Consider the following 26,245-nt stretch of genomic DNA (forward strand, 5'->3'; position numbering starts at 1 on the left):
GGGGCCGCCTACCGGGCGGGCCCCGGCCGCGGTTGGTATAACGGCATACACATCGCTACGAGGAAGGCACGGCCGCCCGCGTGAGGGACACACGAGAGAGCCGGCTGCTCCTGGTGCTGCTGGTCGTCATCGCGTTCGCACTGATCACGGTGGACATCCGCGGCGGCGAGGAGTCACCCGTCGACGGCGCCCGGCGGGCCGCCGCCACGGTCTTCGGCCCGGTCGAGAACAGCGTCGCGTCCGCCGTCGACCCGGTGGGCAACGCCATCGGGGCCGTCCGGGACTCGGGCGAGCGCCACAACCGCATCGCCGCCCTGGAACGCGAGAACGCCGCGCTGAAGACCAGACTCGGCAGCGACGACCGCAACCGCAGCAGGGTGCGCGAACTGGACAACCTGCTCCGCAAGGCGGGCGCCGGCCAGTACGGCATCAAGGCCGCCGAGGTCGTCGCCATAGGGTCCGCGCAGGGCTTCTCCTGGACCGTCACCATCGACGCCGGGGCGGGCGACGGCATCAAGCGGGACATGACCGTCATCAACGGCGACGGACTGGTCGGCCGGGTCACCACCGTCGGCCCCTCCACCTCCACCGTGCTGCTCGCCAACGACCCCGACTTCACCGTGGGCACCCGGATGGAGAAGACCGACGAACTCGGCTTCGCCACCGGCCAGGGCGACCGCCCGCTGTCGGTGCAGTTCCTCAACGGCAAGGCCCGGATCAAGCCCGGCGACCGGCTGGTCACCTTCGGTTCCCAGGCCGACAAGCCGTTCGTGGCCGGGGTGCCGGTCGGCGAGGTGGTCCGGGTGGACCCCTCCGGCGGCGAGCTCACCAAGAACGTCTTCGTCCGCCCGTACGCCTCCTTCAGCAAGCTCGACGTGGTCGGCGTCGTCGTGCAGGCCCCGCGCACCGACCCGCGCGACACGGTCCTGCCGCCCAAGCCGAAGCCCGAGCCCACCGTCACCGTCACGGTGACCCCGACACCCACCGCCGGCCCCAGCGGCGGCCCGTCGACGGCGCCGAACGCCCAGCCGCAGGACCCGGCGGTCCGCGACGAGAACGACCAGGCCGACCAGCCGGCGGCCAACGACCCGGCGGGGGATGAGTAAGGCGATGCGCGTCAACCGGATCCTGCTCTCCGCGGCCCTCCTCTTCGTCGCCCTGGTCCTCCAGGTCTCCGTGCTGGCCCGGCTGCAACTGCCCGGCGCCGTCCCCGACCTGCTGCTGCTCACCGTGGTCGGCCTCGCCCTGGTCTACGGGCACGTCAGCGGTGCCCTGGTGGGCTTCGCCGCCGGACTGCTCGCCGACTTCGCCCCGCCCGCCGACCACGCCGCCGGCCGCTACGCCCTGGTGCTCTGCGTGGTCGGCTACGTGGTCGGGCTGGCCAAGCCGACCACCGGGCCGCTGCGCTCCATCACCATCCCGATGGCCATGGTGGCGCTCGCCGCCGTCGGCTCCACCCTGCTCTACGCGGGCGTCGGCGCCCTGGTCGGCGACACCGCCGCCCGCCATGTCGGCCTGGTCTCCCTGCTGATCACCGCCGTCGTCTACGACCTGCTGCTCGCCCCCTTCACCGTGCCGCTGATCATGGCGCTGGCCAGACGCGCCGACAGCGACCCCCTCGCCGAGTCGCCCGGCTCCTCCGGCTCGGACGTGGCCGGCGGCTGGAGCGCCTTCGGCACCGGGCTGCGCATCGGCGACCAGCGCGGCGGACTGCGCGTCAAGGCCGCCCGCAACCGGGCCGCCCGGGCCGGCCGCATCAAGAGCGTCAAGCGACTGTGAGCCTCACGTGACCAACATCCCCGAGACCGGCCGGACGCCCCGTGTCCAGGTGCGGCTGATCGTCATCCAGGTCCTGGTCTTCTCCCTGCTGCTCACCCTCGGCGGGCGCCTGTGGTATCTACAGATCCGGCAGGGCAAGGAGTACACCGACGAGGCGAAGAACAACCACGTCCAGCAGGTCGTCCAGCCCGCCGTGCGCGGCTCCATCCTGGACGCCCGCGGCATCCCGCTCGCCGACAACGAGACCCGGCTGGTGGTCTCCGCCTCGCGCACCGAGCTGATGAAGATGAAGGACGACGGCAAGGGCGTCCTGACCCGGCTCGCCGGGGTGCTGAAGATGAAGCCCAAGGACGTCACCGACAAGGTCCGGCTCTGCGACGCCGAGACCCCGCAGCCCTGCTGGAACGGTTCGCCGTTCCAGCCCATCCCGGTCACCGACGAGGCCACCACCCAGCAGGCCCTGCAGATCCGGGAGCGCGCCGAGGACTTCCCCGGCATCACCGCCGAACCCACCGCCGTACGCCGCTACCCGGCACCCGGCAAGTCCCGCACCTCCCAGGTCCTCGGCTACCTCTCGCCGGTCACCGACGAGGAGATCCAGAAGGCCAAGGACAGCGACTCGCCGTTCCTCCGCTCCGACATGGTCGGCCGCTCCGGCCTGGAGCGCACCTACGACAAGGCGCTGCGCGGCAAGGCCGGGGTCACCCGCTACGAGGTGGACAACCTCGGCCGGGTCCTCGGCGAGGCGGAGAGCGACCCGGGCCGCCCCGGCTCCACGGTGGTCACCTCCATCGACGCCCGGGTGCAGGCCGTCGCCGAACACGAGCTGTACCAGGCGATGAAGACCGTGCGGAAGGAGACCGACAAGGTCACCGGACGCCCGTACGAGGCCGACTCCGGGGCCGTCGTGGTGATGGAGTCCAGGACCGGCCGGATCGTCGCCATGGCCTCCCAGCCGGACTACGACCCCAACGCCTGGGTGGGCGGCATCTCCGGCAAGGAGTACGCCCGGATGACCGGCAAGAAGTCCAACTACCCGCTGCTCAACCGGGCCATCCAGGGCCAGGCCCCGGCCGGCTCCATCTTCAAGGTGGTCTCCGCCAGCGCCGCCGTCCGGGCCGGCTACGACTTCGACGGCCGCTACAACTGCTCCAGCTCCTACAGCCTCGGCAGCCGCAGCTTCGCCAACTTCGAGTCCCAGGGCCACGGCCCCATCTCCCTCGGCGACGCCCTGAAGTTCTCCTGCAACACCGTCTTCTACCGCCTGGGCCACGAGGAGTGGCAGCGGGACGGCGGGCTGAAGCCCAAGAAGGACGCCCACGACTGGTTCTACCGCACCGCCCACGACTTCGGGCTCGGCGCCGAGACCGGCATCGACCTGCCCAACGAGGTCAAGGGCCGCATCCCGGACCGCCGGTGGAAGCAGTCCTTCTGGGAGGCCAACAAGGACGTCTGGTGCAAGCAGGGCAAGAAGGGCGGCAGCTACGTCCAGCAGATCGCCTACGAGAGCTGCCTGGAGGGCAACCAGCTGAAGGCGTTCGACAGCATCAACTACGCCATCGGCCAGGGTGACGTGCTGGTCACCCCGATCCAGATGGCCACCGCCTACGCCGCCATCAGCAACGGCGGCACCCTCTTCAACCCCACCGTCGGCAAGGCCGTGATCAGCCCCGACGGCAAGCGGGTCGAGGAGATCAAGCCGCAGGCGCACGGCAAGCTGCCGGTCGACGCCAAGACCATCAAGAACCTCGACAAGGGTTTGCGGTCCGTGGTCGAGCCCGGCGGCACCGCCGCCTGGCGGTTCGGCGGCTGGCCCCAGGACAAGATCCCGATGCGGGCCAAGACCGGCACCGCCCAGGTCTACGACAAGCAGACCACCTCCTGGTTCGCCACCTACACCGACGACTTCACCATCGTGATGACGATCTCCCAGGGCGGCACCGGCTCCGGCGCCTCCGGCCCCGCCGTGCGCAACATCTACGACGCCCTCTACGGCCTGGACGACTCCGGCAAGCAGGACGTCAAGCGCGCCCTGCTGCCCGGGCCGCAGAAGCAGCTGCCGAAGGTCCAGGCGGACGGCACCATCGAGGCGCCGCCCATCGCCCCGTACGACCCCGACGCCCAGAAGGTCGACCCGAACGAGTACACCGGGCAGGAGCAGCTCGCCGGTCCGCCGCCGCACGCCGGCACCCCACCGGCCCGGAGGGACTGAGCGCCCATGACCGCCAACAACTTCTCCGTCCCCCGCTACGCCCCCGACAAGGGCGGCACCTGGGCCAGGATGACCGCGCGCGACTCGATGGTGCGCCGGCTGGACTGGCCGCTGCTGGGCGCCGCGCTCGCGCTGTCCGTGCTCGGCTCCCTGCTGGTGTGGTCCGCCACCCGGGGCCGCACCGAGCTCAACGGCGGCGACCCCTACTCGTTCCTCTTCCGGCACGCCATGAACACCGGCATCGGGCTCGCCCTGATGGTCGGCACCATCTGGCTCGGCCACCGCACCCTGCGCGGCGCCGTGCCGGTGCTCTACATCCTGTCGGTGGTCCTGGTGGTGCTGGTGCTCACCCCGCTGGGCGCCACCATCAACGGCGCGCACGCCTGGATCAAGGTCGGCGGGCTGTCGCTCCAGCCCTCGGAGTTCGTCAAGGTCACCATCATCCTCGGTATGGCGATGCTGCTGGCCGCCAAGGTGGACGCCGGGGACCAGCTCCACCCCGACCACCGCACCGTCGCCAAGTCCCTCGGCATCGCGGTGCTCCCGATGGCCATCGTGATGCTGATGCCGGACCTCGGCTCGGTGATGGTCATGGTGGTGATCGTGCTCGGGGTGCTGCTCGCCTCCGGCGCCTCCAACCGCTGGATCTTCGGCCTGATCGGCGCCGGGATCGCGGGCGCGGTGGCGGTGGCCGCGCTCGGGGTGCTCGACCAGTACCAGATCAACCGCTTCGCGGCGTTCGCCAACCCCGAACTCGACCCGGCCGGCGCCGGCTACAACACCAACCAGGCCCGGATCGCCATCGGCTCCGGCGGGCTGTACGGGGAGGGGCTGTTCAACGGCCACCAGACCACCGGCCAGTTCGTGCCCGAGCAGCAGACCGACTTCATCTTCACGGTGGCCGGCGAGGAGCTGGGCTTCATCGGCGCCGGCGCGATCATCGCCCTGCTCGGCGTGGTGCTCTGGCGGGCCTGCCGGATCGCCCGGGAGACCACCGAGCTGTACGGGACGGTCGTCGCCGCCGGGATCATCGCCTGGTTCGCCTTCCAGTCCTTCGAGAACATCGGGATGACGCTGGGCATCATGCCGGTCGCCGGACTGCCGCTGCCGTTCGTCTCCTACGGAGGGTCGGCGATGTTCGCCGTCTGGGTGGCGGTCGGACTGCTCCAGTCCATCCGGGTGCAGAGGCCGATGAGCGCCTGACGGCCCTGGTGAGTGCCCCGGTGACGGCATAGGAAGCCGCCGCCGGGGCACTTTTAGGTCCATGGCGGACACCAGGCGCGAGATCGAACGCAAGTACGAGGCCACTCCCGGTACCCGGCTCCCCGACCTCACCGGCACCGCCGGTATCAGCAGCGTCGCCGACCAGGGCACGGTCGAGCTGGACGCCGTCTACCACGACACCGCCGACCTGCGGCTGGCCGCCGCCGGGATCACCCTGCGCCGCCGCACCGGCGGCGCCGACGCCGGCTGGCACCTCAAGCTCCCCGTCGCCCCCGGCGTACGGGACGAGCTGCACGCCCCGCTCACCGACACCGTCCCCGACGACCTGGCCGCCCTGGTCCGCGCCCGCACCCGGGACGCCGCCCTCGCCCCCCTGGTCCGGCTCCGCTCCCGCCGCGAGATCCGCCATCTCCTCGCCGCCGACGGCACCCCGCTCGCCGAACTCTCCACCGACACCGTCCGCGCCCAGCGCCTCGGCGGCGGCAAGGTCAGCGCGGTGAAGTGGACCGAGATCGAGGTCGAGCTCGCCGACGGCACCGACCCCGCCCTGCTCGACGCCGTCACCAAGCGGCTGCGCAAGGCCGGGGTCACCGTCTCCGACGCCCCCTCCAAGCTCGCCCGCGCCCTCGCCGAGACCGGCCGCCGGGTCCCCGACCGCACCCCGCCCACCGGCTCCACCGCCGGGGACCGGGTCCTGGCCTACCTCCATGAGCAGGCCGAGGCGCTGACCACCTACGACGCCGCCGTCCGCCGCGACCTGCCCGACTCCGTCCACAAGATGCGGGTCGCCACCCGCCGGATGCGCAGCGCCTTCAAGACGTACAAGAAGGTCCTGGACCCGGCCGCCACCGGCCCGCTCGCCGAGGAGCTGAAGTGGCTGGCCGGCGAGCTCGGCACCGACCGCGACCACGAGGTGCTCACCGAACGCCTCACCGCGCACCTCGACGCCGTCCCCACCACCCTGCTCCTCGGCCCCGTCCGCGCCCGCCTCACCGCCTGGGCCGCCGCCGGCCGCACCGCCTCGCACCAGCACACCCTCGCCACCCTCGACAGCGAGCGGTACGCCCGCCTGCTTGATGCCCTGCACGCCCTCCTCGCCGACCCGCCCTTCCGCAAGGCCGCCCGCAAGGACGCCGAGCCCGTCCTCGCCAAGGCCGTCATCAAGGACTTCGACCGCCTCGCCCGCCGTACCGGCACCGCCCTCGCCACCCCGGCGGGCCATGACCGCGACCTCGCCCTGCACGAGGCCCGCAAGGCCGCCAAGCGCGCCCGGTACGCCGCCGAGGCCGCCCGGCCCGCCCTGGGCAAGCCCGCGAAGAAGCTGGCCAAGGCGGTCAAGGGCGTGCAGAAGCTGCTCGGCGAGCACCAGGACGGCGTGGTCGCCCGCGAGCAGCTGCGGCAGCTGGCGATCAAGGCCCACGCGGCCGGCGAGACCGCGTTCACCTGGGGCCTGCTGTACGGCCGCGAGGAGGGCGAGGCCGAGCGCGTCGAACGCGACCTGCCCGAGGTGTGGGCGGCGACGGCGGAGCAGGGCCGCACCAGCAGACTGCGGGACCTCTGAGGGCGTACGGGACCTCCCCGATCCCGGGTACGCTGGTAAGTCGCCCTGCCCGCCCACGAAGGTTCCCGATGTCTTCCGAGTCGTCTGCCGCTGCCGTGCCGCCCGCCGCGCCCTCTGCGGGCCCGTCCGCGGGATCGTCCGCGGAGTCGGTCTTCCCGCAGCTGGAAGCCCTGCTCCCGCATGTGCAGAAGCCCATCCAGTACGTCGGCGGTGAGCTCAACAGCACCGTCAAGCCCTGGGACGAGTGCGATGTCCGCTGGGCGCTCATGTACCCGGACGCCTACGAGGTGGGGCTGCCCAACCAGGGCGTCATGATCCTCTACGAGGTGCTCAACGAGCAGGCCGGCGTCCTCGCCGAGCGCACCTACAGCGTCTGGCCGGACCTGGAGGAGCTGATGCGCGAGCACGGCGTCCCCCAGTTCACCGTGGACAGCCACCGCCCGGTGAAGGCCTTCGACGTGCTGGGCCTCAGCTTCTCCACCGAGCTGGGCTACACCAACATGCTCACCGCGCTGGACCTGGCCGGCATCCCGCTGGAGGCCAAGGACCGCACCGTGGACGACCCGATCGTCCTGGCCGGCGGCCACGCGGCCTTCAACCCCGAGCCGATCGCCGACTACATCGACGCGGCGGTCATCGGCGACGGCGAGCAGGCCGTGCTGGACATGACCCGGATCATCCGCGACTGGAAGGCCGAGGGCCGCCCCGGCGGCCGCGAGGAGGTGCTCTTCCGCCTCGCCAGGACCGGTGGCGTCTACATCCCCGCCTTCTACGACGTGGAGTACCTGCCCGACGGCCGCATCGGCCGTGTGGTGCCCAACCGCTCCGGCGTCCCGTGGCGGGTCTCCAAGCACACCGTCATGGACCTGGACGAGTGGCCCTACCCCAAGCAGCCGCTGGTCCCGCTCGCCGAGACCGTCCACGAGCGGATGTCCGTCGAGATCTTCCGCGGCTGCACCCGCGGCTGCCGTTTCTGCCAGGCCGGCATGATCACGCGCCCCGTGCGGGAGCGAAGCATCACCGGCATCGGCGAGATGGTGGACAAGGGACTGAAGGCCACCGGCTTCGAGGAGGTGGGCCTGCTCTCCCTCTCCTCCGCCGACCACTCCGAGATCGGCGACATCGCCAAGGGCCTGGCCGACCGCTACACCGAGGACAAGATCGGCCTCTCGCTGCCCTCCACCCGCGTGGACGCCTTCAACGTGGACCTGGCCAACGAGCTGACCCGCAACGGCCGCCGCTCCGGACTCACCTTCGCCCCCGAGGGCGGCTCCGAGCGGATGCGGAAGGTCATCAACAAGATGGTCTCCGAGGAGGACCTGATCCGCACGGTCGCCACCGCCTACGGCAACGGCTGGCGCCAGGTGAAGCTGTACTTCATGTGCGGTCTACCGACCGAGACCGACGAGGACGTGCTCCAGATCGCCGACATGGCGATGAACGTGATCGCCAAGGGCCGCGAGGTCTCCGGCTCCGGCGACATCCGCTGCACCGTCTCCATCGGCGGCTTCGTCCCCAAGCCGCACACCCCCTTCCAGTGGGCGCCGCAGCTCTCCGCCGAGGAGACCGACGCCCGGCTGGAGAAGCTGCGCGACAAGATCCGCGGTGACAAGAAGTACGGCCGCTCCATCGGCTTCCGCTACCACGACGGCAAGCCCGGCATCATCGAGGGCCTGCTCTCCCGCGGCGACCGCCGGGTCGGCGACGTCATCCGCGCGGTCTGGGAGGACGGCGGCCGCTTCGACGGCTGGCGCGAGCACTTCTCCTATGACCGCTGGATCGCCTGCGCCGACAAGGCCCTCCCCGAGCACGGCGTCGACCTTGCCTGGTACACCACCCGCGAGCGCGGCTACGAGGAGGTCCTGCCCTGGGACCACCTGGACTCCGGTCTCGACAAGGACTGGCTCTGGGAGGACTGGCAGGACGCCCTGGACGAGACCGAGGTCGAGGACTGCCGCTGGACCCCGTGCTTCGACTGCGGCGTCTGCCCCCAGATGGACACCTCCATCCAGATCGGCCCCACCGGCAAGAAGCTGCTCCCGCTGACCGTGGTCAAGTAGCCGCCCTCACACCCTCTCGCCCCTCCCGCCACCCGGTGGGAGGGGCGACGGCGTCCCACCGGGCCTCCGCATGCCCGCCCCGGGGCGGGCATGCGGACACCCCGCCCGCAACGCCCCGCCACCGCGGCCGGCCGCCCCGGCCGCCCCGCCCGGGCCACCTCCCGCCGCCCCCTCCGGTATCCGTTCCGGCGAAGGACGCCCGGTGGCCAAGGCATCCCCCCTCGGACCCGAGACGAGGCCACCGGATGCCCGCATTCCACCACCTCGTGGGGGGCGGGCGCGTCAGCGGACCAGATCGCCCGGGTCGGTGTTGGCCCCGCACAGCACCACGGCCACCTTCCCGCCCTCGCTCGCGAGGTCCGGCGCCGCGGTGAGGGCGGCGAAGGCGGTGGCCGCGGCGTGCTCGACCGCCAGCCGGTGCTCGTCCCAGAGCAGCTGCCGCGCCCGGACGATCTCCTCGTCCGGTACGAGGACGCCGCGCACCCCGTCCTGCCGGGCCGCGTGCAGGGCCAGGGCGGAGGCCCGGCGGGCGCCCAGGGAGTCGGCGGCCACCGAGTCCACGGCGACGTCCACCGGGCGGCCCGCCTCCAGGGCGGCGTGCAGCGCCCGGCAGTTCCGCGGCTCGACCGCGACGGTGCGTACGCCATGGTGCCGGGCGGCGGTGGCGACCCCGGCGAACAGCCCCCCGCCGCCCACGGCCACCACGACCGTGCCCAGGTCCGGCACCCGGGCCAGGATCTCGTCCAGCAGGGTGCCGGCGCCGGCGGCGATCAGCGGATGGTCGTACGCGTGCGAGGGGAGCGCGCCGCTGGTGGCCGCGAACTCCTCGCAGGCGGCCAGCGCCTCGGCGTACTCCGTACCCACCAGCCGCACCTCCGCCCCGTAGGAGCGCAGCCGGGCCGCCTTGACCGCGGGCGCGGTGGCCGGCAGGAACACCGTGGCCGGTACGCCCGACTGCCGGGCGGCCCAGGCGCACGCCAGCCCCGCGTTGCCGCCGGAGGCGATCGTCACCCCGGTGTCCGGAAGGGTGCCCGCGTCCCGGTGCGCCCGGAGGAAGTTCTGCGCGCCCCGGGCCTTGAAGCTGCCGGTGTGCTGCATGAACTCCAGTGCCAGCCACACCTCCTGGCCCCGCGGGCCGCCGCCGCCGAGGTCGACCGGCGCGACCGACACGGGCCGCACCCGCCCCGCGATCCGGTCCGCGGCCGCCTCGATGTCCCCGTAGCCGAGCTCCCGCACCACGACCCCTCCCTCTTCCGACACGAACCCCGATCCTCCCCTGAGGCCCGCCGATCATGGACGCCAGGGTCCCGTCATGGACGCCACAGCCCTGCGCGGCACCACCATCGCCCACGACGACCTCGGCCCGAGGGACGGCCTTCCGGTCCTCCTGGTCCACGGGCACCCGTTCGACCGGACCCTGTGGGCGCCCCAGGCCGAGGCCCTGACCGCCGCGCTCCTGGACCACCTGGGCATCGAGCGGGCGATGGTGTGCGGGGTCTCCATGAGCGGCCGGATCACCATGGAACTCCAGTTCCGCCGCCCGCACCGCGTGCTCGCCCTGGTCCTGTCCGACACCTCGACCCCCGCCGGGACCGACGAGGGCAGGGAGTTCCGCAGGGCGCGTCCTCGCGATGATGCGGGCCACCGACCCGCGCGGCGCCGCCGCGGCTCTGCGCGGCCGAGCCGAACGCCCCGACTACGCGGACACCGTGGCCGCGGTCGGCAAGCCCGTCCTGATCGTGGTCGGCGCGGACGACGTCTACACCCCCGTCGCGGCCGCCGAGGCGATCCACCGCCTCGCCCCGCATACCACCCTGTCCGTCATCGACCGGTCCGGCCGCCTCCCGGGCGCCGAGCAGCCCGAACACTTCAACAGCGTGCTGCTGGACTTCCTCACCACCCAGGTGTCCTGGGTGAGGGGGGATGGTTTCTAATAACGGAAAGCAGAACCTCTTGTTACTCGCCGTCGCGGTCGACATGATCGGACCGGACACCCGAGACGAGAGGAGAGCCGTGAAGCTGACGCGCTTAGTCGGTGAGTGTGAGGACGACTTCGACCGGGAGGCGTTCCGGTTGGAGACCCTGGACGACTACAGCCAGTCGGGCAGTGTCGACGCCTATCACGCGTTCCTCGCCGGTGAGCCTCAGCCGGAGTCGTTCACGTCGAATGACTGGTAGACCACGATCAGGAACGCCGTGGGGGCGGGGAAGCGCATGTACCGCGTGCACATCCTGGCTCGGCCGCTGACGGAGTACCTGCGCTTCGAACTCTCCTGGGGCTACCGTCAGAACATGACGTCCGGAGAGGAGTTCTTCATCCTGGACACCACCGACCAGGAGAACCCCATCCCGGACGCCCCGGACTTCTGGCTCTTCGACGAGCGGGTCGTCGGAGCCATGCACTATGACGGCGAAGGGAAGTTCCTGCGCGCCGACCTCCTTGATGAGGAGCATGTGTCCCGGTTCCTGAAGTACCGGGACGTGGCCATGGCCCACGCCGTGCCCTTCACCGACTGGTGGGCAGAGCACGGCGAGTGAACAGGGAAGGGCTCGGCCCAGCGCTGCGGGGGAGGGCATCCTCACCGTGCTCGGTGTCTCGGCCGAGGTGAAGGCCGAGTACATGGCCGTGGCCCGTGCGCAGGCCACGGAGGCCGCGGCCTGGCGGGTCATCCGACGTCTGGGGTACCACCGGAAGCAGGAGCAGATCCGGGCCCTGGAGAGCTCGATGACGCGGCTGCGGCTGTTCCAGCCCTCGCTGATCCCCGGCCTTCTGCAGACCCCCGAATATGTGCGAGGGGTGTTTGAGACGAAGGGGCTGAGCCAGGACCAGTCGACCCGGACCATCAGTGCCCGCATGGACCGGCAGCGGGTTCTGTACGACACCGGTAAGCGACTACACTTCACCCTCACGGAGTCCGTTCTTCGCTGGCGCCTTCTTCCCGCCCTGATGATGGCGGCGCAACTGGATCGCATCGTCTCCGTTTCCCGCCTGCCGAACGTGGACGTACGTGTCGTGCCCTTGGATGCCCGACAGACACGTGTGCCTGGGCACTCGTTCTCCATCAGCGATGACCGAGTGGTGACAGTGGAGACCGTGCATGCCGAGCTGGTCGTGACCGACCCCCGGGACGTGTCCCTGTACGTGGAGAAATTCGAACACTTTGCCTCGGCCGCTCTTGCCGGGGATGACATGCGGGCCAAGGTGACAGCCATTCGGGACGAATTCTTTCGTGAACAGGAAAGCGGCTAGAAACCCGTTGGTGTCCTCGCCACCATGGTCCCCGCAGCCCGCAGACGGTGGTGAGGGAGTACGCGATGGTGACCGGTACCCACGACTGGGAGTACGTGACATACGCACCCCGGGGCGAGACGTGCGCCGCCTGCCTTCGTCCCGTACAGCAGTTGGATCCGGTTCGCAGGGCCACCGTCGAGCACCAGCCCGGCCGTCCCCAGGCCGTGTACCGGCACGCCGGCACGTGCCCGCTGCCTCAGGTGGCCCCGGCATAGGGCGCCGACCGCCATAGATTCCCGCCCCGGCGAGGGAAACCCTGGACAGGTCGAGCGCCGGGGCGGGTGGCCGACGCGGGGGATTCCCCTCGCGCATCGCGGGCCAGGCCTTCGACGGTACGGGGGTGTGGCCTCTGAGAGAAGAGGAGGTGGGTCGATGAGCGTTGCCGTCGACACGTTCGAGACGCGGGCGCCGGATGCGGAGGGCTGGCGCGGGTTCCCGTTCCGGCACCCCGGGGACGGGGACCCGCTGATCGCCGAGGCGGACGGGGGCAGGCACGACGGCGGGCCCATGCCCCCGGAGGCGCCCCGTGACCCGGCCCCGGCCCCGAAGGACGGGGGCGGAGGGAAGTGAGCCGCCGGGAGCGGTAGGGATCTGATGAAGTCGGCCCCGCTGGTGCGTCCTTGTGACGTAGGGGTGGGGCCGGTTCACGGGCCGGGCGAGGGGGCGCACGGGCGGCTGGCTACGGTGCGCGGGTGAGCGATGACGTCATGGCCTGCCCGGAGTGCGCAGAGCCGATGCGGGCGGGGGGCTTTCTGCTCGCCCTGCGGGAGGAGGACGGGCGGCGGGCGTGCCGGACGCTGTGGGGCTGCGCACGTCGCCATGTCTGGTGGCGTTGGGCCGACCGGCCCGGGGAGCGGCTGGAGGCCTGCCCGGTGCCGCAGGTGTTCTTCGGGGGACGGTGACGGGGGCGGGGGCTCAGTCCGAGGCCATGGGGGCGTAGGCGGTGGGGACTTGCGTCACCTCCAAGCCGGAGAAGAGCAAGGTGAGCCGGTGGGCGTTGGTCTCGATCAGCACCTGGTGGAAGTCGATGCCGATGGCGTCCGACCAGCGGCGGGCGGCCTCCGACTCGGGGAGCAGCTTCGCGCCCGGGTACAGCACGTGCGACTTGACACCCCAGACGTAGCCGTCGAGGTCGGCGGCGGTCTCCTGGTCGGTGAGACGGTCGTCCAAGGAGATCCGCCAGGTCCCGGGCGGCACCGTTGTCTCGCAGCGGGCCTCGACGCAGTACCGGAAGAGGTAGCGGAGGCGGGTCGGCGCGATGCCGGTCGAGGGGTCCGCGACCAGCTGGACGACGACCTCGTAGTCCCGCAGGTAGTCGGTGTAGCCGTGGTGCACCACGGAGTGGTCGAAGGTGTCGTCCAGCAGTTGCCGGAACGCTGCGGCGTCCATGCCGCTGTTCTACCTCAGGTGTTCCACCGGTCCCTGCTGATGCCGGCAACGGTGCTGACGCCGACGCCCATCGACCGCCGGAAGGACCCTCGCGTACCGTCGCGGCCATGGGGGATGGCATCGGTCGCCTGGCTGCACATCCTGATGTTCTCCTGGGCCCATGGCAGGGTGGCCCCAACGGTGCCGTGGAACGCGTCGAGGCGGTCCTCTGTGTCGCCGACGCGGAAGCGGCCGCGGTGCGGCGGCGGTACGAGGCGTACCTCGGCCGACCGGGCCACCCGGCGGGACCGGCGCACACCTTCGCCCTCAACGGCGCCGTCATGGTCTTCCGGGCCGGCGCGTGACATGACCGGGCCGGTGCGGGGGTAGGCGGAGGGTGAGCGGTGTGGCCGGAGGCCATTCGGGTGCACCCTTCTGACCTGGAATGACGCAGCCCAGGGAACCGTCCGGCAGGCCCGGGCGTACTCTGGGTAGGACAGACGCTCCCGGCGCGGACCCGTCGCCGAGATCTCCCCGCCCCCGACCTGGTGGCGGGGGTGAGCCGGACGGGGCCCCCGGGGCCGCCAAGCTTCGTGGGCGGTGCGCCACCCGCGCCCGCCCCGCACCGAGGAGAAGAACCACTGGGCAAGCGACAGCCCGAAGGCCCGCCGCCGGCACCGGCGGTGCAGCGCATCCGACTGCGTTACACCAAGCGCGGCCGCCTCCGGTTCACCAGCCACCGCGACTTCCAGCGCGCGTTCGAGCGGGCGCTGCGGCGCGCCGAGGTGCCCATGGCGTACTCGGCGGGCTTCACCCCGCACCCCAAGGTCTCCTACGCCAACGCCGCCCCCACCGGGACCGGCTCCGAGGCCGAGTACCTGGAGATCGCCCTCACCGCCCCCCGCGACCCGGACCTCCTGCGGCAGCTGCTCGACGAGTCGCTGCCGGACGGGCTCGACATCACCGACGCCGTGGAGGCGCGTACGTCGGGCCTCGCCGACCGGCTCACCGGGTCGGTGTGGGAGCTGCGGCTGACGGGAGTGGGGGAGGAGGAGGCCGCGGAGGCGGTCGGAAAGTTCCTCGCCGCGGAGACCGTGGAGGTGAGCCGCACCACCAAGAACGGGGTACGCACGTTCGACGCCCGGGCCGCCGTGGCCGGGCTGGAGGCCGTATCCGGCCCGTCCGATGGGCCGGGCCAGAGCCCCTGTGCGATACTGCGCCTGGTTGTTCGGCACGTGACACCTGCCGTACGACCCGACGACGTCCTGTCCGGTCTCCGAGCTGTGGCCGACCTGGCGCCGCCGGTCCCCGCTGCGGTGACCAGGCTGGCGCAGGGGCTCTTCGACGAGGAGTCCGGCACGGTGACCGACCCGCTCGCGCCCGACCGCGAGGCAGCCCGGCCCGCCCCACCCACGGCCGCCGGACCCGCCGCCGCCCCGGAGCCGGCAGGTGCGGGTCCCGCGTAGGAGCGCTGTCACCGCGCGGCCCAGGCACTCGGGAGCCATCTGGGTCCGGCCGCGTACATCCACCGGAGACTTTCGCCAGGCCTGCGCACACCACGTACGGAACCGGCGAGCCAGACATCAGAGCTCCCGTGCGGCGGCCGCGCCCGACGCGGCGCCCGGGAGCGTGACGGGAGAACCGCCCGCATGCGCGAAGTGAACGAATCCGGCACCGCCGGTACCCACGAGGACAAGAACGACAACGACGGGAACTCGCCCAGCGACACGCTGCCGCCGCGCCGCCGTCGCCGAGCCGCCTCCCGCCCGGCGGGCCCCCCGGCCGGTGCCGCCGCCCCCGCGGAGGCCGCCGAGGTGACCGCCGAGGCCGCCGCCGCGCCCGCGAGCGCCGACGCCCTCGCGGCCGAGGCCCCCGCCGAGGAGGCCGCGCCCCCGGCCCGTACCCGCCGCCGCGCCACCCGCAAGGCCACCGCCGCCGCCGGCCCCCCGCCCGCCGCCGAGGAGGGCGCGGAGAGCGCCGAGACGGTCGCGGAGACCGTGGGAACGGCCGCGGGGACGGCCGCCGAGACGGAGGCCGCCCCGGCGCCGCGTACCCGCCGCCGGGCCACCCGTAAGGCCACCGCCCCGGCCGGCGCGCCCGAGCCCGCCGAGGTGGAGGCCGCCGTGGCCCAGGCCCCGGCCGCCGCCGAGCAGGTACCGGCCCTGCCCGAGGAGGCCGCGCCCCCGGCCCGTACCCGCCGCCGGGCCACCCGCAAGGCCACCGCCCCGGTCCCCGAAGAGACCCCGGCCGCCGAGAAGGCCGTCGAGCAGCCCGCCGCCACCGAGGAGGCGCCGGCCGCTCCGGCCCGTACCCGCCGCCGCGCCACCCGTGCCGTGTCCGCGCCGACCGGGGCCCCCGAGGCCGCCGAGGTCGAGGCCGCGGTGGAGGAGGCCGAGGAGACGGCGGAGGAGCTCACGGAGGAGACCGCCGAGCCGGTGGCCGCCCCGCAGGAGACCGCCGCCCCGGCGCGTACCCGCCGCCGGGCCACCCGTAAGACCGCCGCGCCCGCGCAGGGTGAGGAGGCCGCCGCCGGGGAGACCCCGCCCGCCGCCACCGTCGCCCAGATCGCCGCCGACGAGCCCGAGGTCGCCGCCGCCGAGGAGGCCGCCACCCGTGGCCGAGGCCGCCGCCGGGCGTCCTCGCCGCAGTTCACCGCCGGTGCGGCGGCGCGTGAGGACGCGCCCGAGCAGGGCCGCGGCCGCCGGGCCGCACGGCCCGCCGTGGCGGTCTTCCAGGCACCGGTGTTCACCGAGCCGATGTTCCAGACCCCGGAGACCGCCGCCGCGGCGGCCGCCGCCGAGGCCGCCACCCGGAGCGAGGAGCCCCGGGAGGTCCGCGAGGAGAAGGCCGAGCGGGGCCAGGACGCCCCGAGGCGTGAGGAGCGGGGCGAGCAGCCGGAGAGCGGCGGCCGCCGTCGCCGCCGCCGGCGTGGCGAGCCCGCCGAGCAGTCCGAGCCGGCCGCGCCCGCCGCCGAGGAGAAGCAGGCCCGGGAGAAGCCGGCCCGCGCGAAGGCGGCCGAGGCGCAGGCGGCCGAGGCCGTCGAGTCGAGGGCGGCCGAGGAGGCCGAGCCGGAGACCGTCGAGGAGCCGGAGCAGGAGCAGGACCACGAGGCGGACGAGTCCGAGGACCGCCCCTCGCGCCGCCGCCGTCGCGGTGGCCGCCGCCGTCGCCGCGGTGAGGCCGCCGACGCGGAGGAGGGGGACGAGACCTCCGCCGAGCAGCCGGCCGAGGAGCAGGACCAGGACGAGGACGAGGAAGAGGACGGCGACGAGGAGGACGCGGAGGAGGGCGGTACGCCGTCCGCCGCCGGCACCAGCAGCTCGCGCCGCCGTCGCCGTCGCCGCCGCCGCAGCGGTGACACCGGCGGGGACGCCGAGGCCGCCGACGAGGACGGGGTGCGCACCGTCGTCAAGGTGCGCGAGCCGCGCCCGGCCCGCGAGGCCGCCGACGAGGTGCAGTCCATCAAGGGCTCCACCCGTCTGGAGGCGAAGAAGCAGCGCCGCCGCGAGGGCCGCGAGCAGGGCCGCCGCCGGGTGCCGATCATCACCGAGGCCGAGTTCCTCGCCCGCCGCGAGGCCGTCGAGCGGGTCATGGTCGTCCGCCAGAGCGGCGAGCGCACCCAGATCGGCGTCCTGGAGGACGACGTCCTGGTCGAGCACTACGTCAACAAGGAGCAGTCGACCTCCTACGTCGGCAACGTCTACCTGGGCAAGGTGCAGAACGTCCTGCCGTCGATGGAGGCCGCCTTCGTCGACATCGGCAAGGGCCGCAACGCCGTGCTCTACGCCGGTGAGGTCAACTTCGAGGCGCTCGGCATGGGCCACGGCCCGCGCCGGATCGAGGCCGCGCTGAAGTCCGGCCAGTCCGTGCTGGTCCAGGTCACCAAGGACCCGATCGGCCACAAGGGCGCCCGGCTCACCAGCCAGGTGTCGCTGCCCGGCCGCTACCTGGTCTACGTGCCCGAGGGCTCGATGACCGGTATCAGCCGCAAGCTGCCCGACACCGAGCGGGCCCGGCTGAAGACGATCCTCAAGAAGATCGTCCCCGAGGACGCGGGCGTCATCGTGCGCACCGCCGCCGAGGGCGCCAGCGAGGACGAGCTGCGCCGCGACGTCGAGCGGCTCCAGGCACAGTGGGAGGACATCCAGAAGAAGTCGAAGAACGGCAACGCGCCGACGCTGCTGTACGGCGAGCCAGACATGACCGTCCGGGTCGTCCGCGACATCTTCAACGAGGACTTCTCCAAGGTCATCGTCAGCGGTGACGAGGCCTGGGAGACCATCCACGGCTATGTCTCGCACGTGGCCCCGGACCTCGCGAACCGGCTCACCCGCTGGACCTCGGAGACGGACGTCTTCGCCACCTACCGGATCGACGAGCAGCTGATGAAGGCGCTGGACCGCAAGGTCTGGCTGCCGTCCGGCGGCTCGCTGGTGATCGACAAGACCGAGGCCATGATCGTGGTCGACGTCAACACCGGGAAGTTCACCGGCCAGGGCGGCAACCTGGAGGAGACCGTCACCAGGAACAACCTGGAGGCGGCCGAGGAGATCGTGCGCCAGCTGCGGCTGCGCGACCTGGGCGGCATCGTCGTCATCGACTTCATCGACATGGTGCTGGAGTCCAACCGCGACCTGGTGCTGCGCCGTCTCCTTGAGTGCCTGGGCCGGGACCGGACCAAGCACCAGGTCGCCGAGGTCACCTCGCTGGGCCTGGTCCAGATGACCCGCAAGCGGGTCGGCCAGGGTCTGCTGGAGTCCTTCTCCGAGACCTGCGTCCACTGCAACGGCCGCGGTGTCATCGTCCACATGGAGCAGGCCACCGCCCTCGGCGGCGGTGGCGGCGGCAAGCGCTCCAAGAAGCGCGGCAAGGGCGGCGACGCCCATGTCCACGAGCACGTCTCCGACGAGTCGGTGGCGACCGAGCCGGTCGAGGCCGAGACCGAGGCGGAGGTGGCGGCCGAGCTCGCCGCCCCGACCTCGCTCGCCGAGCCGCTGCCGGAGCGCGTCGCCCCGGACGAGGAGCTGTACTCCTCGGTCGCCGAGGCGGAGGCCGCCGCGACCCGTGGCCGGCGCCGCCGGGCCACCCGCCGGGCGTCCGCCCCGGCCGGCGCCCCCCGGGCCGCCGAGCCCGCCCCGGAGCCGCAGCCCGCGGTCGCCGAGGTGGCGCCCGAGGTGGTCGAGATCGAGGCGGTGCCCGCGGTGGCCGCCCCGGAGCAGGCCGAGCCCGAGCTCGCCGCGTCCACCGTGGCGCCCGAGGCCCCGAAGGCTCCGGTCGAGGAGGCCCCGGCCGCCGCTCCGGCGCGTACCCGCCGCCGGGCCACCCGCAAGGCGACCGCCCCGGCGGGCTCGCCCAAGGCGGCCGAGTCCGCGGAGCAGGCGGAGACCGAGATCGTGGCCCCCGCCCCGGCGGCCCCGGCCGAGCCGGTCGCGGCTCCGGCCGAGCCCGCGCCCGCCGAGGAGGCCCCCGCGGCCGCCCCGGCCCGCACCCGCCGCCGGGCCACCCGCAAGGCCACCGCCCCGGCCGGTTCGCCGACGGGCGCGGAGGACACGGCGGTCGTCGTGGTGTCGGCCCCCGCCGAGGCCGCGCCGGCTCCCGCCGAGGCCGCCCCGGAGCAGCCCGAGGCCCCGCAGGCCGAGGCTCCGGCTTCCGCCGAGGGTGAGGAGGCGGCGCCGGCCAAGAAGGCGGCCCGCAAGACCGCCAAGAAGGCCACCGCGAAGAAGGCCGCCACCAAGAAGACGGCGGCCAAGAAGACCGCGGCGAAGAAGACGACCGCCAAGAAGGCCACCACCAAGAAGGCGGCGGCGAAGAAGACGGTCGCCGCCGAGCAGCAGTCGCCGTCGGCGGTCACGGCCGCCACGGAGGACTGAGGCCGGGGCTCCGCTCCGCACGCCGGGTGCCCGGCTCCCCACCCAGGGAGCCGGGCACCCGGCGTTCCGCCGTACCCGCACGCCCAGCGCGCAGCGCTCCGGCCCCCGGCCACCAGAGCCCGGCTCGGAGGCCCGGCCCCGGCCCCGCCCCGGGCGTCGACGGCCCTGGGCGGAGGGCCCGTACCGCCCTCGCGCACCCACCCCGCCCCCGCATCCGGCCCCGAACGATGCTTTTCGGACGGCTGCCGGTGGAACTCCGGCCGACCATCGGGTGAACGGATCCGGCACTGTCCGGCGCTTCCGCGGGTGCGGCGGACCGGGAACCCCGGGGTCGTGTCCGGTCGGACCCCGCGACCCCCGACCAGGCACCGGCCACGGGCCAGGGGCTTTGTTTCGGAATCGATGCATCGCAGGGCGCAGGGGCCCGAAATGGCCCAGGAGATCCCTGATAATGTGACGCCCGGTCGCTGTCGTGGCGGGTGCCGCCCGCAGCCGGTGGCGGATCCCGCTCCGGGGCAGACAGGTCCCGGCAGCCCCGGCAGGGCGTCGGCTCGCGCCGGAGGGGGACGCGCGACTCCTCACGTCCGCGGGCGCCCTCAGGACCTCTGCCACAAAGAGCTCTCGCGGTGTTCAAGGAGGACGTCCATGCCGAGCAGCAACGAGCAGCCCATCCCCGCTGCCCGCCCGGTCATCGGTGAAGAGGAGATCGAGGCGGCGGTACGCGTGCTGCGTAGCGGTCGCGTCGTGCAGGGGCCCGAGGTCGCCGCGTTCGAGGAGGAGTTCTCCGCGCTGGTCGACGGCCGCCACTGCGTCGCGGTCAACTCCGGCACCTCCGCGCTGCACCTGCTGCTGATGGCGCTGGGGGTCGGGCCCGGCGACGAGGTGATCGTCCCCTCGTTCTCCTTCGCGGCCTCGGCCAACGTGGTCCGACTGGTCGGCGCCGACGCGGTGTTCGTCGACATCGAGCCGGACGGCTTCAGCCTCGACCCGGCCGCCGTGGAGGCCGCGATCACCCCGCGGACCGCCGCCATCATGCCGGTGCACCTCTACGGCCACCCGGCCGCGATGGACCGGATCACGGCGATCGCCGGCAAGCACGGCCTCGCCGTGGTGGAGGACGCCTGCCAGGCCCACGGCGCGGCGCTGAACGGCACCCCGGTCGGCGCCTTCGGCGCGGGCGGCACGTTCAGCTTCTACCCGACCAAGAACATGCACTCGCTCGAAGGCGGCATGGTCACCACGGCGGACGCCGAGACCGCCCGCACCCTGCGCCTGCTGCGCAACCAGGGCATGGAGACGCGGTACGCCAACGAGATCGTCGGCGCCAACATGCGGCTGACCGACGTGGCCGCCGCCGTCGGCCGCGTCCAGCTCGGCAAGCTGGACGGCTGGACCGAGCAGCGCATCGCCAACGCCGCGTACCTCACGGAGCACATCACCGCCCCGAACGTGGTCACCCCGCCGGTCGCCCCGGGCGCCCGGCACGTCTACCACCAGTACACGGTCCGCGTCCGCGGCGACCGGGACGCCGCCATGGCGAAGCTCACCGAGGCCGGCGTCGGCAACGCGGTCTACTACCCGACCCCCATCCACCGGCTGAAGCCGTACTGGGAGCCGGACCAGAAGGCCGGCCGCAGCTGGGACCTGCCGGAGACCGAGAAGGCCGCCGCCGAGGTGGTCTCGCTGCCCGTGCACCCCTCGCTGGGCCAGGGGGACCTGGAGCGGATCGTCGCCGCCGTGAACGCGCTGGGAGAGAACCTGTGACCACCACCGCCGCCGCGCCGCTGCGCGCCGGGCTCGTCGGCCTCGGCTCGATGGGCCGCAACCACGCCCGGGTCCTGGCCTCCCTGGACGGCGTCCAACTGGTCGGCGTGGTCGACCCGATGGGCGACAAGAACGGCTGGTCGCAGGGCGCCCCGGTGCTCGCGACCGTCGAGGAGCTGATCGCCCTCGGCATCGACTACGCCGTGGTGGCCTGCCCCACCGCGCTGCACGAGCCGGTCGGCCTGGCGCTCGCCGAGGCCGGCGTGCACGCGCTGATCGAGAAGCCCCTCGCGGACACCGTGGAGGGCGCCCGCCGCCTGATGGAGGCCTTCGAGTCCCGCGGCCTGGTCGCCGGCGTCGGCCACATCGAACGGTGCAACCCCGCGCTGCGCTCGCTGCGGACCCGGCTGGAGGCCGGCGAGCTGGGCGACGTCTACCAGGTCGTCACCCGCCGCCAGGGCCCCTTCCCGCACCGCATCGCCGACGTCGGCGTGGTCAAGGACCTGGCCACCCACGACATCGACCTCAGCGGCTGGGTCACCGGCCAGACCTACACCACCATCGCCGCGCACACCGTCTCCAAGTCGGGCCGGGTGCACGAGGACATGGTCTCCGCGGTCGGCCAGCTCTCCGACGGCACCATGGTCAACCACCTGGTCAACTGGCTGAGCCCGCTCAAGGAGCGGTTCACCTCGGTCACCGGTGAGCGCGGTTGCTTCGTCGCCGACACCCTCACCGCCGACCTGACCTTCCACTCCAACGCCGCCGTGGCCACCGAGTGGGAGGCGCTGCGCGCCTTCCGCGGTGTCTCCGAGGGCGACATGGTCCGCTACGCCATCCCCAAGCGCGAGCCGCTGCTGGTCGAGCACGAGCTGTTCCGCGACGCGGTGCTCGGCGGGCCCCGCGACATCTGCACCCTGCGGGACGGCCTGCGGACCGTGGAGGTCGCCGAGGCGGTGCTCAAGTCGGCCGCCGGCGGCGGCACGATCTTCCTGGGGAATCGGACGGACGATGACAACTGAGCAGTCTTCGGTGCGGGCCCCCGGCGGGCCCGCCACCCGGCTGACGCGGGGGGCGGGGCATGGGCAGCAGCCCTGACGTCACCGCCCCCGACGTCACCGTCGTGGTCGCCGTCTACAACACGATGCCCTACCTCACCCAGTGCCTGGAGTCGCTGGTGGGGCAGAGCATCGGACGCGACCGGCTGGAGGTCGTCGCGGTGGACGACGGCTCCACCGACGACAGCGGCCGGGAGCTCGACCGGTTCGCCGCGCGGTACCCGGACACCGTCAAGGTGATCCACCAGGAGAACTCCGGCGGACCGGCGGCCCCCAGCAACCGCGCGCTGGAGGTCGCCACCGGCCGCTTCGTCTACTTCATGGGCTCCGACGACTACCTCGGCGAAGAGGCCCTGGAGCGGATGGTCGGCTACGCCGACCGGCACGAGTCGGACATCGTGGTCGGCAAGATGGTCGGCACCAACGGGCGCTACGTGCACCAGGCGCTGTACAAGAGGAACGAGCCGGACGTCGGGCTCTCCGACTCGGCGCTGCCGTTCACGCTGGCCAACACCAAGCTGTTTAGGCGCGAGTTGGTCGAGAAGCACAAGCTGCGCTTCCCCGAGGACATGCCGGTCGGCTCCGACCAGCCGTTCACCATCGAGGCCGTGGCGCGCGCCCGCCGGACCTCCGTGCTGGCCGACTACACCTGCTACTACGCGGTCAAGCGCGGCGACTCCTCCAACATCACCTACCGGGCCGACCACCTGGCCCGGCTGCGCTGCGTGGCCGACATCATGCGGCACGCCGCCGGACTGATCCCGGCCGGGCCGGAGCGGGACGCCGTCTTCCACCGCCACTTCCTGTGGGAGCTGGCCAAGCTCGTCCAGCACGACTTCCCGGCCCTGGACGCCGAGACCCGCCGCCAGGTGTGCGCCGGCGTCGCCGCCCTGGCCGACCAGTACTTCACCGACGGCGTACGCGACCGGATGGACGTCCAGCGCCGGGTGCGGATCGCGCTGGCGCAGCGCGGCGCGGTGGAGGAGCTGGCCCGGGCCATCGAGGACGAGGCGGAGCACGGCACCCCGCCGGTCCTGCTGGAGGACGGCCGGGCCTACGTCGGCTACCCGGGTTTCCGGGACGCACTGGCCCTGCCCGACCGGGTCTTCGAGATCCTGGACGAGAACGCCGCCGCCCGGCTCGCCTCCGGCACCCGCTACCTGGACGCCGAGTGGGAGCAGACCGGCGACGAACTGGCCGTGCGCCTCGCGGTGCGGGTGCCGGTCACCGCCGACACCGCCTCGCTCACCCTGCGGCCGGCCCCGAAGGCCATGCCGCGCAGCGCCGACAAGCCCGGCGGGCGCCGGCTGCCGGCCGGCGCCGAACTCCCCGCCGAGGCGGGCGAGACGCTCCGCGAGGCCGACCCGGACGGCGCCGGCACGGTGCTGCGACTCCGGCTGCCGCTCCCCGCGCGCCGCGCCACCCTGGGCATCCGGGTCTACCTGGACGTGGCCGGCTCGGCGTACGAGATCCCGGTCCCGGTGCGCGGCCGTCCGCTGCCGCTGGCCCGGCGCTGGCGGCAGCGGCTGCCCTACCGCGTCTCCGCGACCGCCAACGGCAAGGGCCGGCTGGTGGTCACCACGGCTCCGCTCTGGGAGCCCTCGTCCGGCAAGCTCAAGCGGGTGCGCCGGATTCTGTCCCGTGTGAAGAGGAAACTGTCTCGATGAACATCTGTGTAGTCGCACTCGGCAAGATCGGTCTGCCGCTCGCCGTGCAGTTCGCCATGAAGGGCCACAGGGTCATCGGCGCGGACGTCAACGGCAAGGTCGTGGAGCTGGTCAACGCCGGCACCGAGCCCTTCCCCGGCGAGCACGACCTGGACCGCCGCCTCAAGCAGACCGTCTCCGCGGGCCTGCTGTCGGCCACCACCGACACGGCCTCCGCGGTGGCGCAGTCCGACGCTGTCGTGGTCGTCGTCCCGCTGTTCGTCGACGCCGAGGGCACCCCCGACTTCGGCTGGATGGACGCCGCCACCCGGGACATCGCCAAGGGCCTCAAGCCCGGCACCCTCGTCTCGTACGAGACCACCCTGCCGGTCGGCACCACCCGCACCCGCTGGGCGCCGATGCTGGAGCAGGGCTCCGGCCTCACCGCCGGCGAGGACTTCCACCTGGTGTTCTCCCCGGAGCGGGTGCTCACCGGCCGGGTCTTCGCCGACCTGCGCCGCTACCCCAAGCTGGTCGGCGGCATCGACGAGGCGTCCACCGCCCGCGGCGTCGACTTCTACCGCGAGGTGCTGGACTTCGACGAGCGCACCGACCTGCCGCAGCCGAACGGCGTGTGGGACCTGGGCACCGCCGAGGCCTCCGAGCTGGCCAAGCTCGCCGAGACCACCTACCGGGACGTCAACATCGGGCTGGCCAACCAGTTCGCCCGGTTCGCCGACCGGAACGGCATCGACGTCAAGAAGGTCATCGAGGCCTGCAACTCCCAGCCGTACAGCCACATCCACCAGCCCGGCATCGCCGTCGGCGGCCACTGCATCCCGATCTACCCGCGGATGTACCTGTGGAACGACCCGGAGGCCACCGTGGTCCGCTCGGCCCGCGAGGCCAACGCCGCGATGCCGGAGTACGCGGTCGACCTGCTGGCCGCCGCCTACGGCGACCTGTCCGGCGCCCACGTGCTGGTGCTCGGCGCGGCCTACCGCGGCGGCGTCAAGGAGACCGCGTTCTCCGGCGTCTTCGGCACGGTGGAGGCGCTGAAGGCGCGCGGCGCGGTGCCGTTCGTCTCGGACCCGATGTACACCGCGGAGGAGCTGGCCGACCACGGGCTGACCCCGCACCGCGGCGAGAAGGTCACCGCGGCCGTCCTCCAGGCCGACCACGCCGAATACCGCACCCTCACCCCGGCCGACCTGCCGGACGTCACCGTGCTGGTCGACGGCCGCCGCACCACCGACCCGGAGGCCTGGAAGGGCGTCCGCCGCGTCGTCATCGGCGGCTGACCGCGCCTGGCGGCCCCCGCACAGCCCGTACGAACCCCGGCCCCGCCCCGCCACCGTGGGGCGGGGCCGCTCCGCAGGAGGAACCCATGACCTGGCTGATCACCGGCGGCGCCGGCTTCATCGGCGCGCACGTGGTGCGGGCGATGGCCGCCGCGGGCGAGCGGACCGTCGTCCTGGACGACCTGTCCACCGGCAGCGCGGACCGCCTCCCGCCGGGAGTCCCGCTGGAGACCGGCACCGTGCTGGACCGCGCCACCGTGGACCGGGTGCTGCGCGAGCACGCCGTCACCGGCATCGTGCACATCGCCGGCAAGAAGCAGGTCGCCGAGTCGGTCGCCCGCCCGCTGTACTACTACCGGGAGAACGTGGAGGGCATCCGCGTCCTGCTGGAGGCCGCCGCGGAGGCGGGCACGGGCCGGTTCCTGTTCTCCTCCTCCGCCGCGGTGTACGGCATGCCGGACGTGGACCTGGTCACCGAGGACACCCCCTGCGCGCCGATCAACCCCTACGGCGAGTCCAAGCTGGCGGGGGAGTGGCTGGTCTCCGCCGTCGGCCGCGCCCATGGCATGGCCACCGCGTCCCTGCGGTACTTCAACGTGGCCGGCGCGGCCACCCCGGAGCTGGGCGACGCCGGGGTGTTCAACCTGGTGCCGATGGTCTTCGAGCGGCTGGACGCCGGCGAGCGGCCCCGGGTCTTCGGCGACGACTACCCGACGCCGGACGGCACCTGCGTACGCGACTACATCCACGTGGAGGACATCGCCTCCGCGCACGTGGCCGCCGCCCGCCGGCTGGCCGCCGACCCGGATGCCTCGCTGGTGCTCAACATCGGCCGCGGCGAGGGCGTCTCGGTCACCGAGATGATCGACGTCATCCGCGAGGTCACCGGCCACCGGGACGCCGCCGTCGAGGTCACCGGCCGCCGCCCCGGCGACCCGGCCCGGGTGGTGGCCGCCGCCGACCGCATCCGCGCCGAACTGGACTGGACCGCCCGCCACGGGGTCAAGGAGATGGTCGCCTCGGCGTGGGCCGGCTGGCGCCGGCGCCACCCCTGACCCGCCGCCCGGCGCGGCGGTACGCGAAGGGGCCCCGGGATCGTCTCCCGGGGCC

General features: G+C 73.2%; 19 protein-coding genes and 2 pseudogenes. 19 read left to right on the forward strand and 2 right to left on the reverse strand.

Going from position 1 to position 26,245, the window contains the following annotated elements:
• The first annotated feature begins 80 nt into the window (after positions 1-80).
• The 6 genes from mreC to M1O15_RS05430 all read left to right on the forward strand — a co-directional run bounded on the left by mreC (position 81) and on the right by M1O15_RS05430 (position 8,836).
• A complete protein-coding gene (gene mreC / locus M1O15_RS05405) occupies positions 81-1,106 on the forward strand; it encodes a rod shape-determining protein MreC (protein WP_248632064.1) in 1,026 nt (341 codons plus the stop codon).
• A gap of 4 nt (positions 1,107-1,110) precedes the next feature.
• On the forward strand, positions 1,111-1,779 hold the full coding sequence (mreD, locus tag M1O15_RS05410; protein WP_248632253.1) for a rod shape-determining protein MreD: 669 nt from the start codon (positions 1,111-1,113) through the stop codon (positions 1,777-1,779).
• Positions 1,780-1,786: 7 nt separating this feature from the next.
• A complete protein-coding gene (gene mrdA, locus M1O15_RS05415) occupies positions 1,787-3,991 on the forward strand; it encodes a penicillin-binding protein 2 (protein WP_248632065.1) in 2,205 nt (734 codons plus the stop codon).
• A gap of 6 nt (positions 3,992-3,997) precedes the next feature.
• On the forward strand, positions 3,998-5,194 hold the full coding sequence (rodA, locus tag M1O15_RS05420; protein ID WP_248632066.1) for a rod shape-determining protein RodA: 1,197 nt from the start codon (positions 3,998-4,000) through the stop codon (positions 5,192-5,194).
• Between the two features lie 61 nt (positions 5,195-5,255).
• Entirely contained in the window at positions 5,256-6,776 is a 1,521-nt protein-coding gene (locus M1O15_RS05425; protein ID WP_248632067.1) for a CYTH and CHAD domain-containing protein, read from the forward strand.
• A 68-nt stretch (positions 6,777-6,844) separates the two neighbouring features.
• The gene (locus tag M1O15_RS05430; protein ID WP_248632068.1) at positions 6,845-8,836 is read left to right on the forward strand and encodes a TIGR03960 family B12-binding radical SAM protein; all 1,992 of its coding nucleotides are present in this window, start codon (positions 6,845-6,847) and stop codon (positions 8,834-8,836) included.
• Positions 8,837-9,118: 282 nt separating this feature from the next.
• On the opposite strand, the gene M1O15_RS05435 is transcribed toward M1O15_RS05430, so the two are convergent.
• Positions 9,119-10,096 (reverse strand): threonine/serine dehydratase, encoded by a 978-nt coding sequence (locus M1O15_RS05435; RefSeq protein WP_372499352.1) that lies wholly within the window; start codon positions 10,094-10,096, stop codon positions 9,119-9,121.
• A 52-nt stretch (positions 10,097-10,148) separates the two neighbouring features.
• Between M1O15_RS05435 and M1O15_RS05440 the strand changes: the two are divergent.
• The 5 genes and pseudogenes from M1O15_RS05440 to M1O15_RS05460 all read left to right on the forward strand — a co-directional run bounded on the left by M1O15_RS05440 (position 10,149) and on the right by M1O15_RS05460 (position 13,030).
• Positions 10,149-10,770 (forward strand): annotated as a pseudogene (locus M1O15_RS05440) (alpha/beta fold hydrolase).
• 43 nt (positions 10,771-10,813) lie between these two features.
• A pseudogene (locus M1O15_RS05445) lies at positions 10,814-11,374 on the forward strand (DUF6879 family protein).
• 37 nt (positions 11,375-11,411) lie between these two features.
• On the forward strand, positions 11,412-12,086 hold the full coding sequence (locus M1O15_RS05450; protein ID WP_248632255.1) for a DUF5753 domain-containing protein: 675 nt from the start codon (positions 11,412-11,414) through the stop codon (positions 12,084-12,086).
• 414 nt (positions 12,087-12,500) lie between these two features.
• Positions 12,501-12,698 carry a hypothetical protein gene (locus M1O15_RS05455; protein WP_248632069.1) on the forward strand — a complete coding sequence of 66 codons (198 nt, stop codon included), beginning with the start codon at positions 12,501-12,503 and terminating at the stop codon, positions 12,696-12,698.
• 122 nt (positions 12,699-12,820) lie between these two features.
• On the forward strand, positions 12,821-13,030 hold the full coding sequence (locus M1O15_RS05460; protein ID WP_248632070.1) for a dehydrogenase: 210 nt from the start codon (positions 12,821-12,823) through the stop codon (positions 13,028-13,030).
• A 13-nt stretch (positions 13,031-13,043) separates the two neighbouring features.
• Here M1O15_RS05460 and M1O15_RS05465 read toward each other — a convergent pair whose 3' ends face one another.
• Positions 13,044-13,517: a YxiG-like protein gene (locus tag M1O15_RS05465; RefSeq protein WP_248632071.1), complete on the reverse strand. Its 474-nt coding sequence runs from the start codon at positions 13,515-13,517 to the stop codon at positions 13,044-13,046.
• Between the two features lie 185 nt (positions 13,518-13,702).
• Between M1O15_RS05465 and M1O15_RS05470 the strand changes: the two genes are divergently transcribed.
• The 8 genes from M1O15_RS05470 to galE all read left to right on the forward strand — a co-directional run bounded on the left by M1O15_RS05470 (position 13,703) and on the right by galE (position 26,190).
• Entirely contained in the window at positions 13,703-13,861 is a 159-nt protein-coding gene (locus M1O15_RS05470; protein WP_248632072.1) for a hypothetical protein, read from the forward strand.
• A gap of 318 nt (positions 13,862-14,179) precedes the next feature.
• The gene (locus tag M1O15_RS05475; RefSeq protein ID WP_248632073.1) at positions 14,180-14,962 is read left to right on the forward strand and encodes a TIGR03936 family radical SAM-associated protein; all 783 of its coding nucleotides are present in this window, start codon (positions 14,180-14,182) and stop codon (positions 14,960-14,962) included.
• A gap of 183 nt (positions 14,963-15,145) precedes the next feature.
• A complete protein-coding gene (locus M1O15_RS05480; RefSeq protein WP_248632074.1) occupies positions 15,146-19,366 on the forward strand; it encodes an Rne/Rng family ribonuclease in 4,221 nt (1,406 codons plus the stop codon).
• Between the two features lie 645 nt (positions 19,367-20,011).
• On the forward strand, positions 20,012-21,130 hold the full coding sequence (locus tag M1O15_RS05485) for a DegT/DnrJ/EryC1/StrS family aminotransferase (RefSeq protein ID WP_248632075.1): 1,119 nt from the start codon (positions 20,012-20,014) through the stop codon (positions 21,128-21,130).
• Entirely contained in the window at positions 21,127-22,152 is a 1,026-nt protein-coding gene (locus tag M1O15_RS05490) for a Gfo/Idh/MocA family protein (RefSeq protein WP_308282229.1), read from the forward strand. Before M1O15_RS05485 ends, M1O15_RS05490 begins: the two co-directional genes overlap by 4 nt.
• Positions 22,153-22,211: 59 nt before the next feature.
• Positions 22,212-23,855 (forward strand): glycosyltransferase family 2 protein, encoded by a 1,644-nt coding sequence (locus tag M1O15_RS05495; RefSeq protein ID WP_248632076.1) that lies wholly within the window; start codon positions 22,212-22,214, stop codon positions 23,853-23,855.
• Positions 23,852-25,135 (forward strand): nucleotide sugar dehydrogenase, encoded by a 1,284-nt coding sequence (locus tag M1O15_RS05500; RefSeq protein WP_248632077.1) that lies wholly within the window; start codon positions 23,852-23,854, stop codon positions 25,133-25,135. Before M1O15_RS05495 ends, M1O15_RS05500 begins: the two co-directional genes overlap by 4 nt.
• Before the next feature lie 86 nt (positions 25,136-25,221).
• Entirely contained in the window at positions 25,222-26,190 is a 969-nt protein-coding gene (gene galE, locus M1O15_RS05505; protein WP_248632078.1) for a UDP-glucose 4-epimerase GalE, read from the forward strand.
• The last annotated feature ends 55 nt before the right edge of the window (positions 26,191-26,245 follow it).

The organism is Streptomyces lichenis, assembly GCF_023218175.1.
Lineage (GTDB): Bacteria > Actinomycetota > Actinomycetes > Streptomycetales > Streptomycetaceae > Streptomyces > Streptomyces lichenis.

Coding starts and splice junctions, on each gene's coding strand:
- mreD (WP_248632253.1), top strand. CDS start 1,111: ATGCGCGTCAACCGGATCCTGCTCTCCGCGGCCCTCCTCTTCGTCGCC.
- M1O15_RS05455 (WP_248632069.1), top strand. CDS start 12,501: ATGAGCGTTGCCGTCGACACGTTCGAGACGCGGGCGCCGGATGCGGAG.
- M1O15_RS05425 (WP_248632067.1), top strand. CDS start 5,256: ATGGCGGACACCAGGCGCGAGATCGAACGCAAGTACGAGGCCACTCCC.
- M1O15_RS05495 (WP_248632076.1), top strand. CDS start 22,212: ATGGGCAGCAGCCCTGACGTCACCGCCCCCGACGTCACCGTCGTGGTC.
- M1O15_RS05480 (WP_248632074.1), top strand. CDS start 15,146: ATGCGCGAAGTGAACGAATCCGGCACCGCCGGTACCCACGAGGACAAG.
- M1O15_RS05485 (WP_248632075.1), top strand. CDS start 20,012: ATGCCGAGCAGCAACGAGCAGCCCATCCCCGCTGCCCGCCCGGTCATC.
- M1O15_RS05465 (WP_248632071.1), bottom strand. CDS start 13,517: ATGGACGCCGCAGCGTTCCGGCAACTGCTGGACGACACCTTCGACCAC.
- galE (WP_248632078.1), top strand. CDS start 25,222: ATGACCTGGCTGATCACCGGCGGCGCCGGCTTCATCGGCGCGCACGTG.
- M1O15_RS05430 (WP_248632068.1), top strand. CDS start 6,845: ATGTCTTCCGAGTCGTCTGCCGCTGCCGTGCCGCCCGCCGCGCCCTCT.
- rodA (WP_248632066.1), top strand. CDS start 3,998: ATGACCGCCAACAACTTCTCCGTCCCCCGCTACGCCCCCGACAAGGGC.
- M1O15_RS05500 (WP_248632077.1), top strand. CDS start 23,852: ATGAACATCTGTGTAGTCGCACTCGGCAAGATCGGTCTGCCGCTCGCC.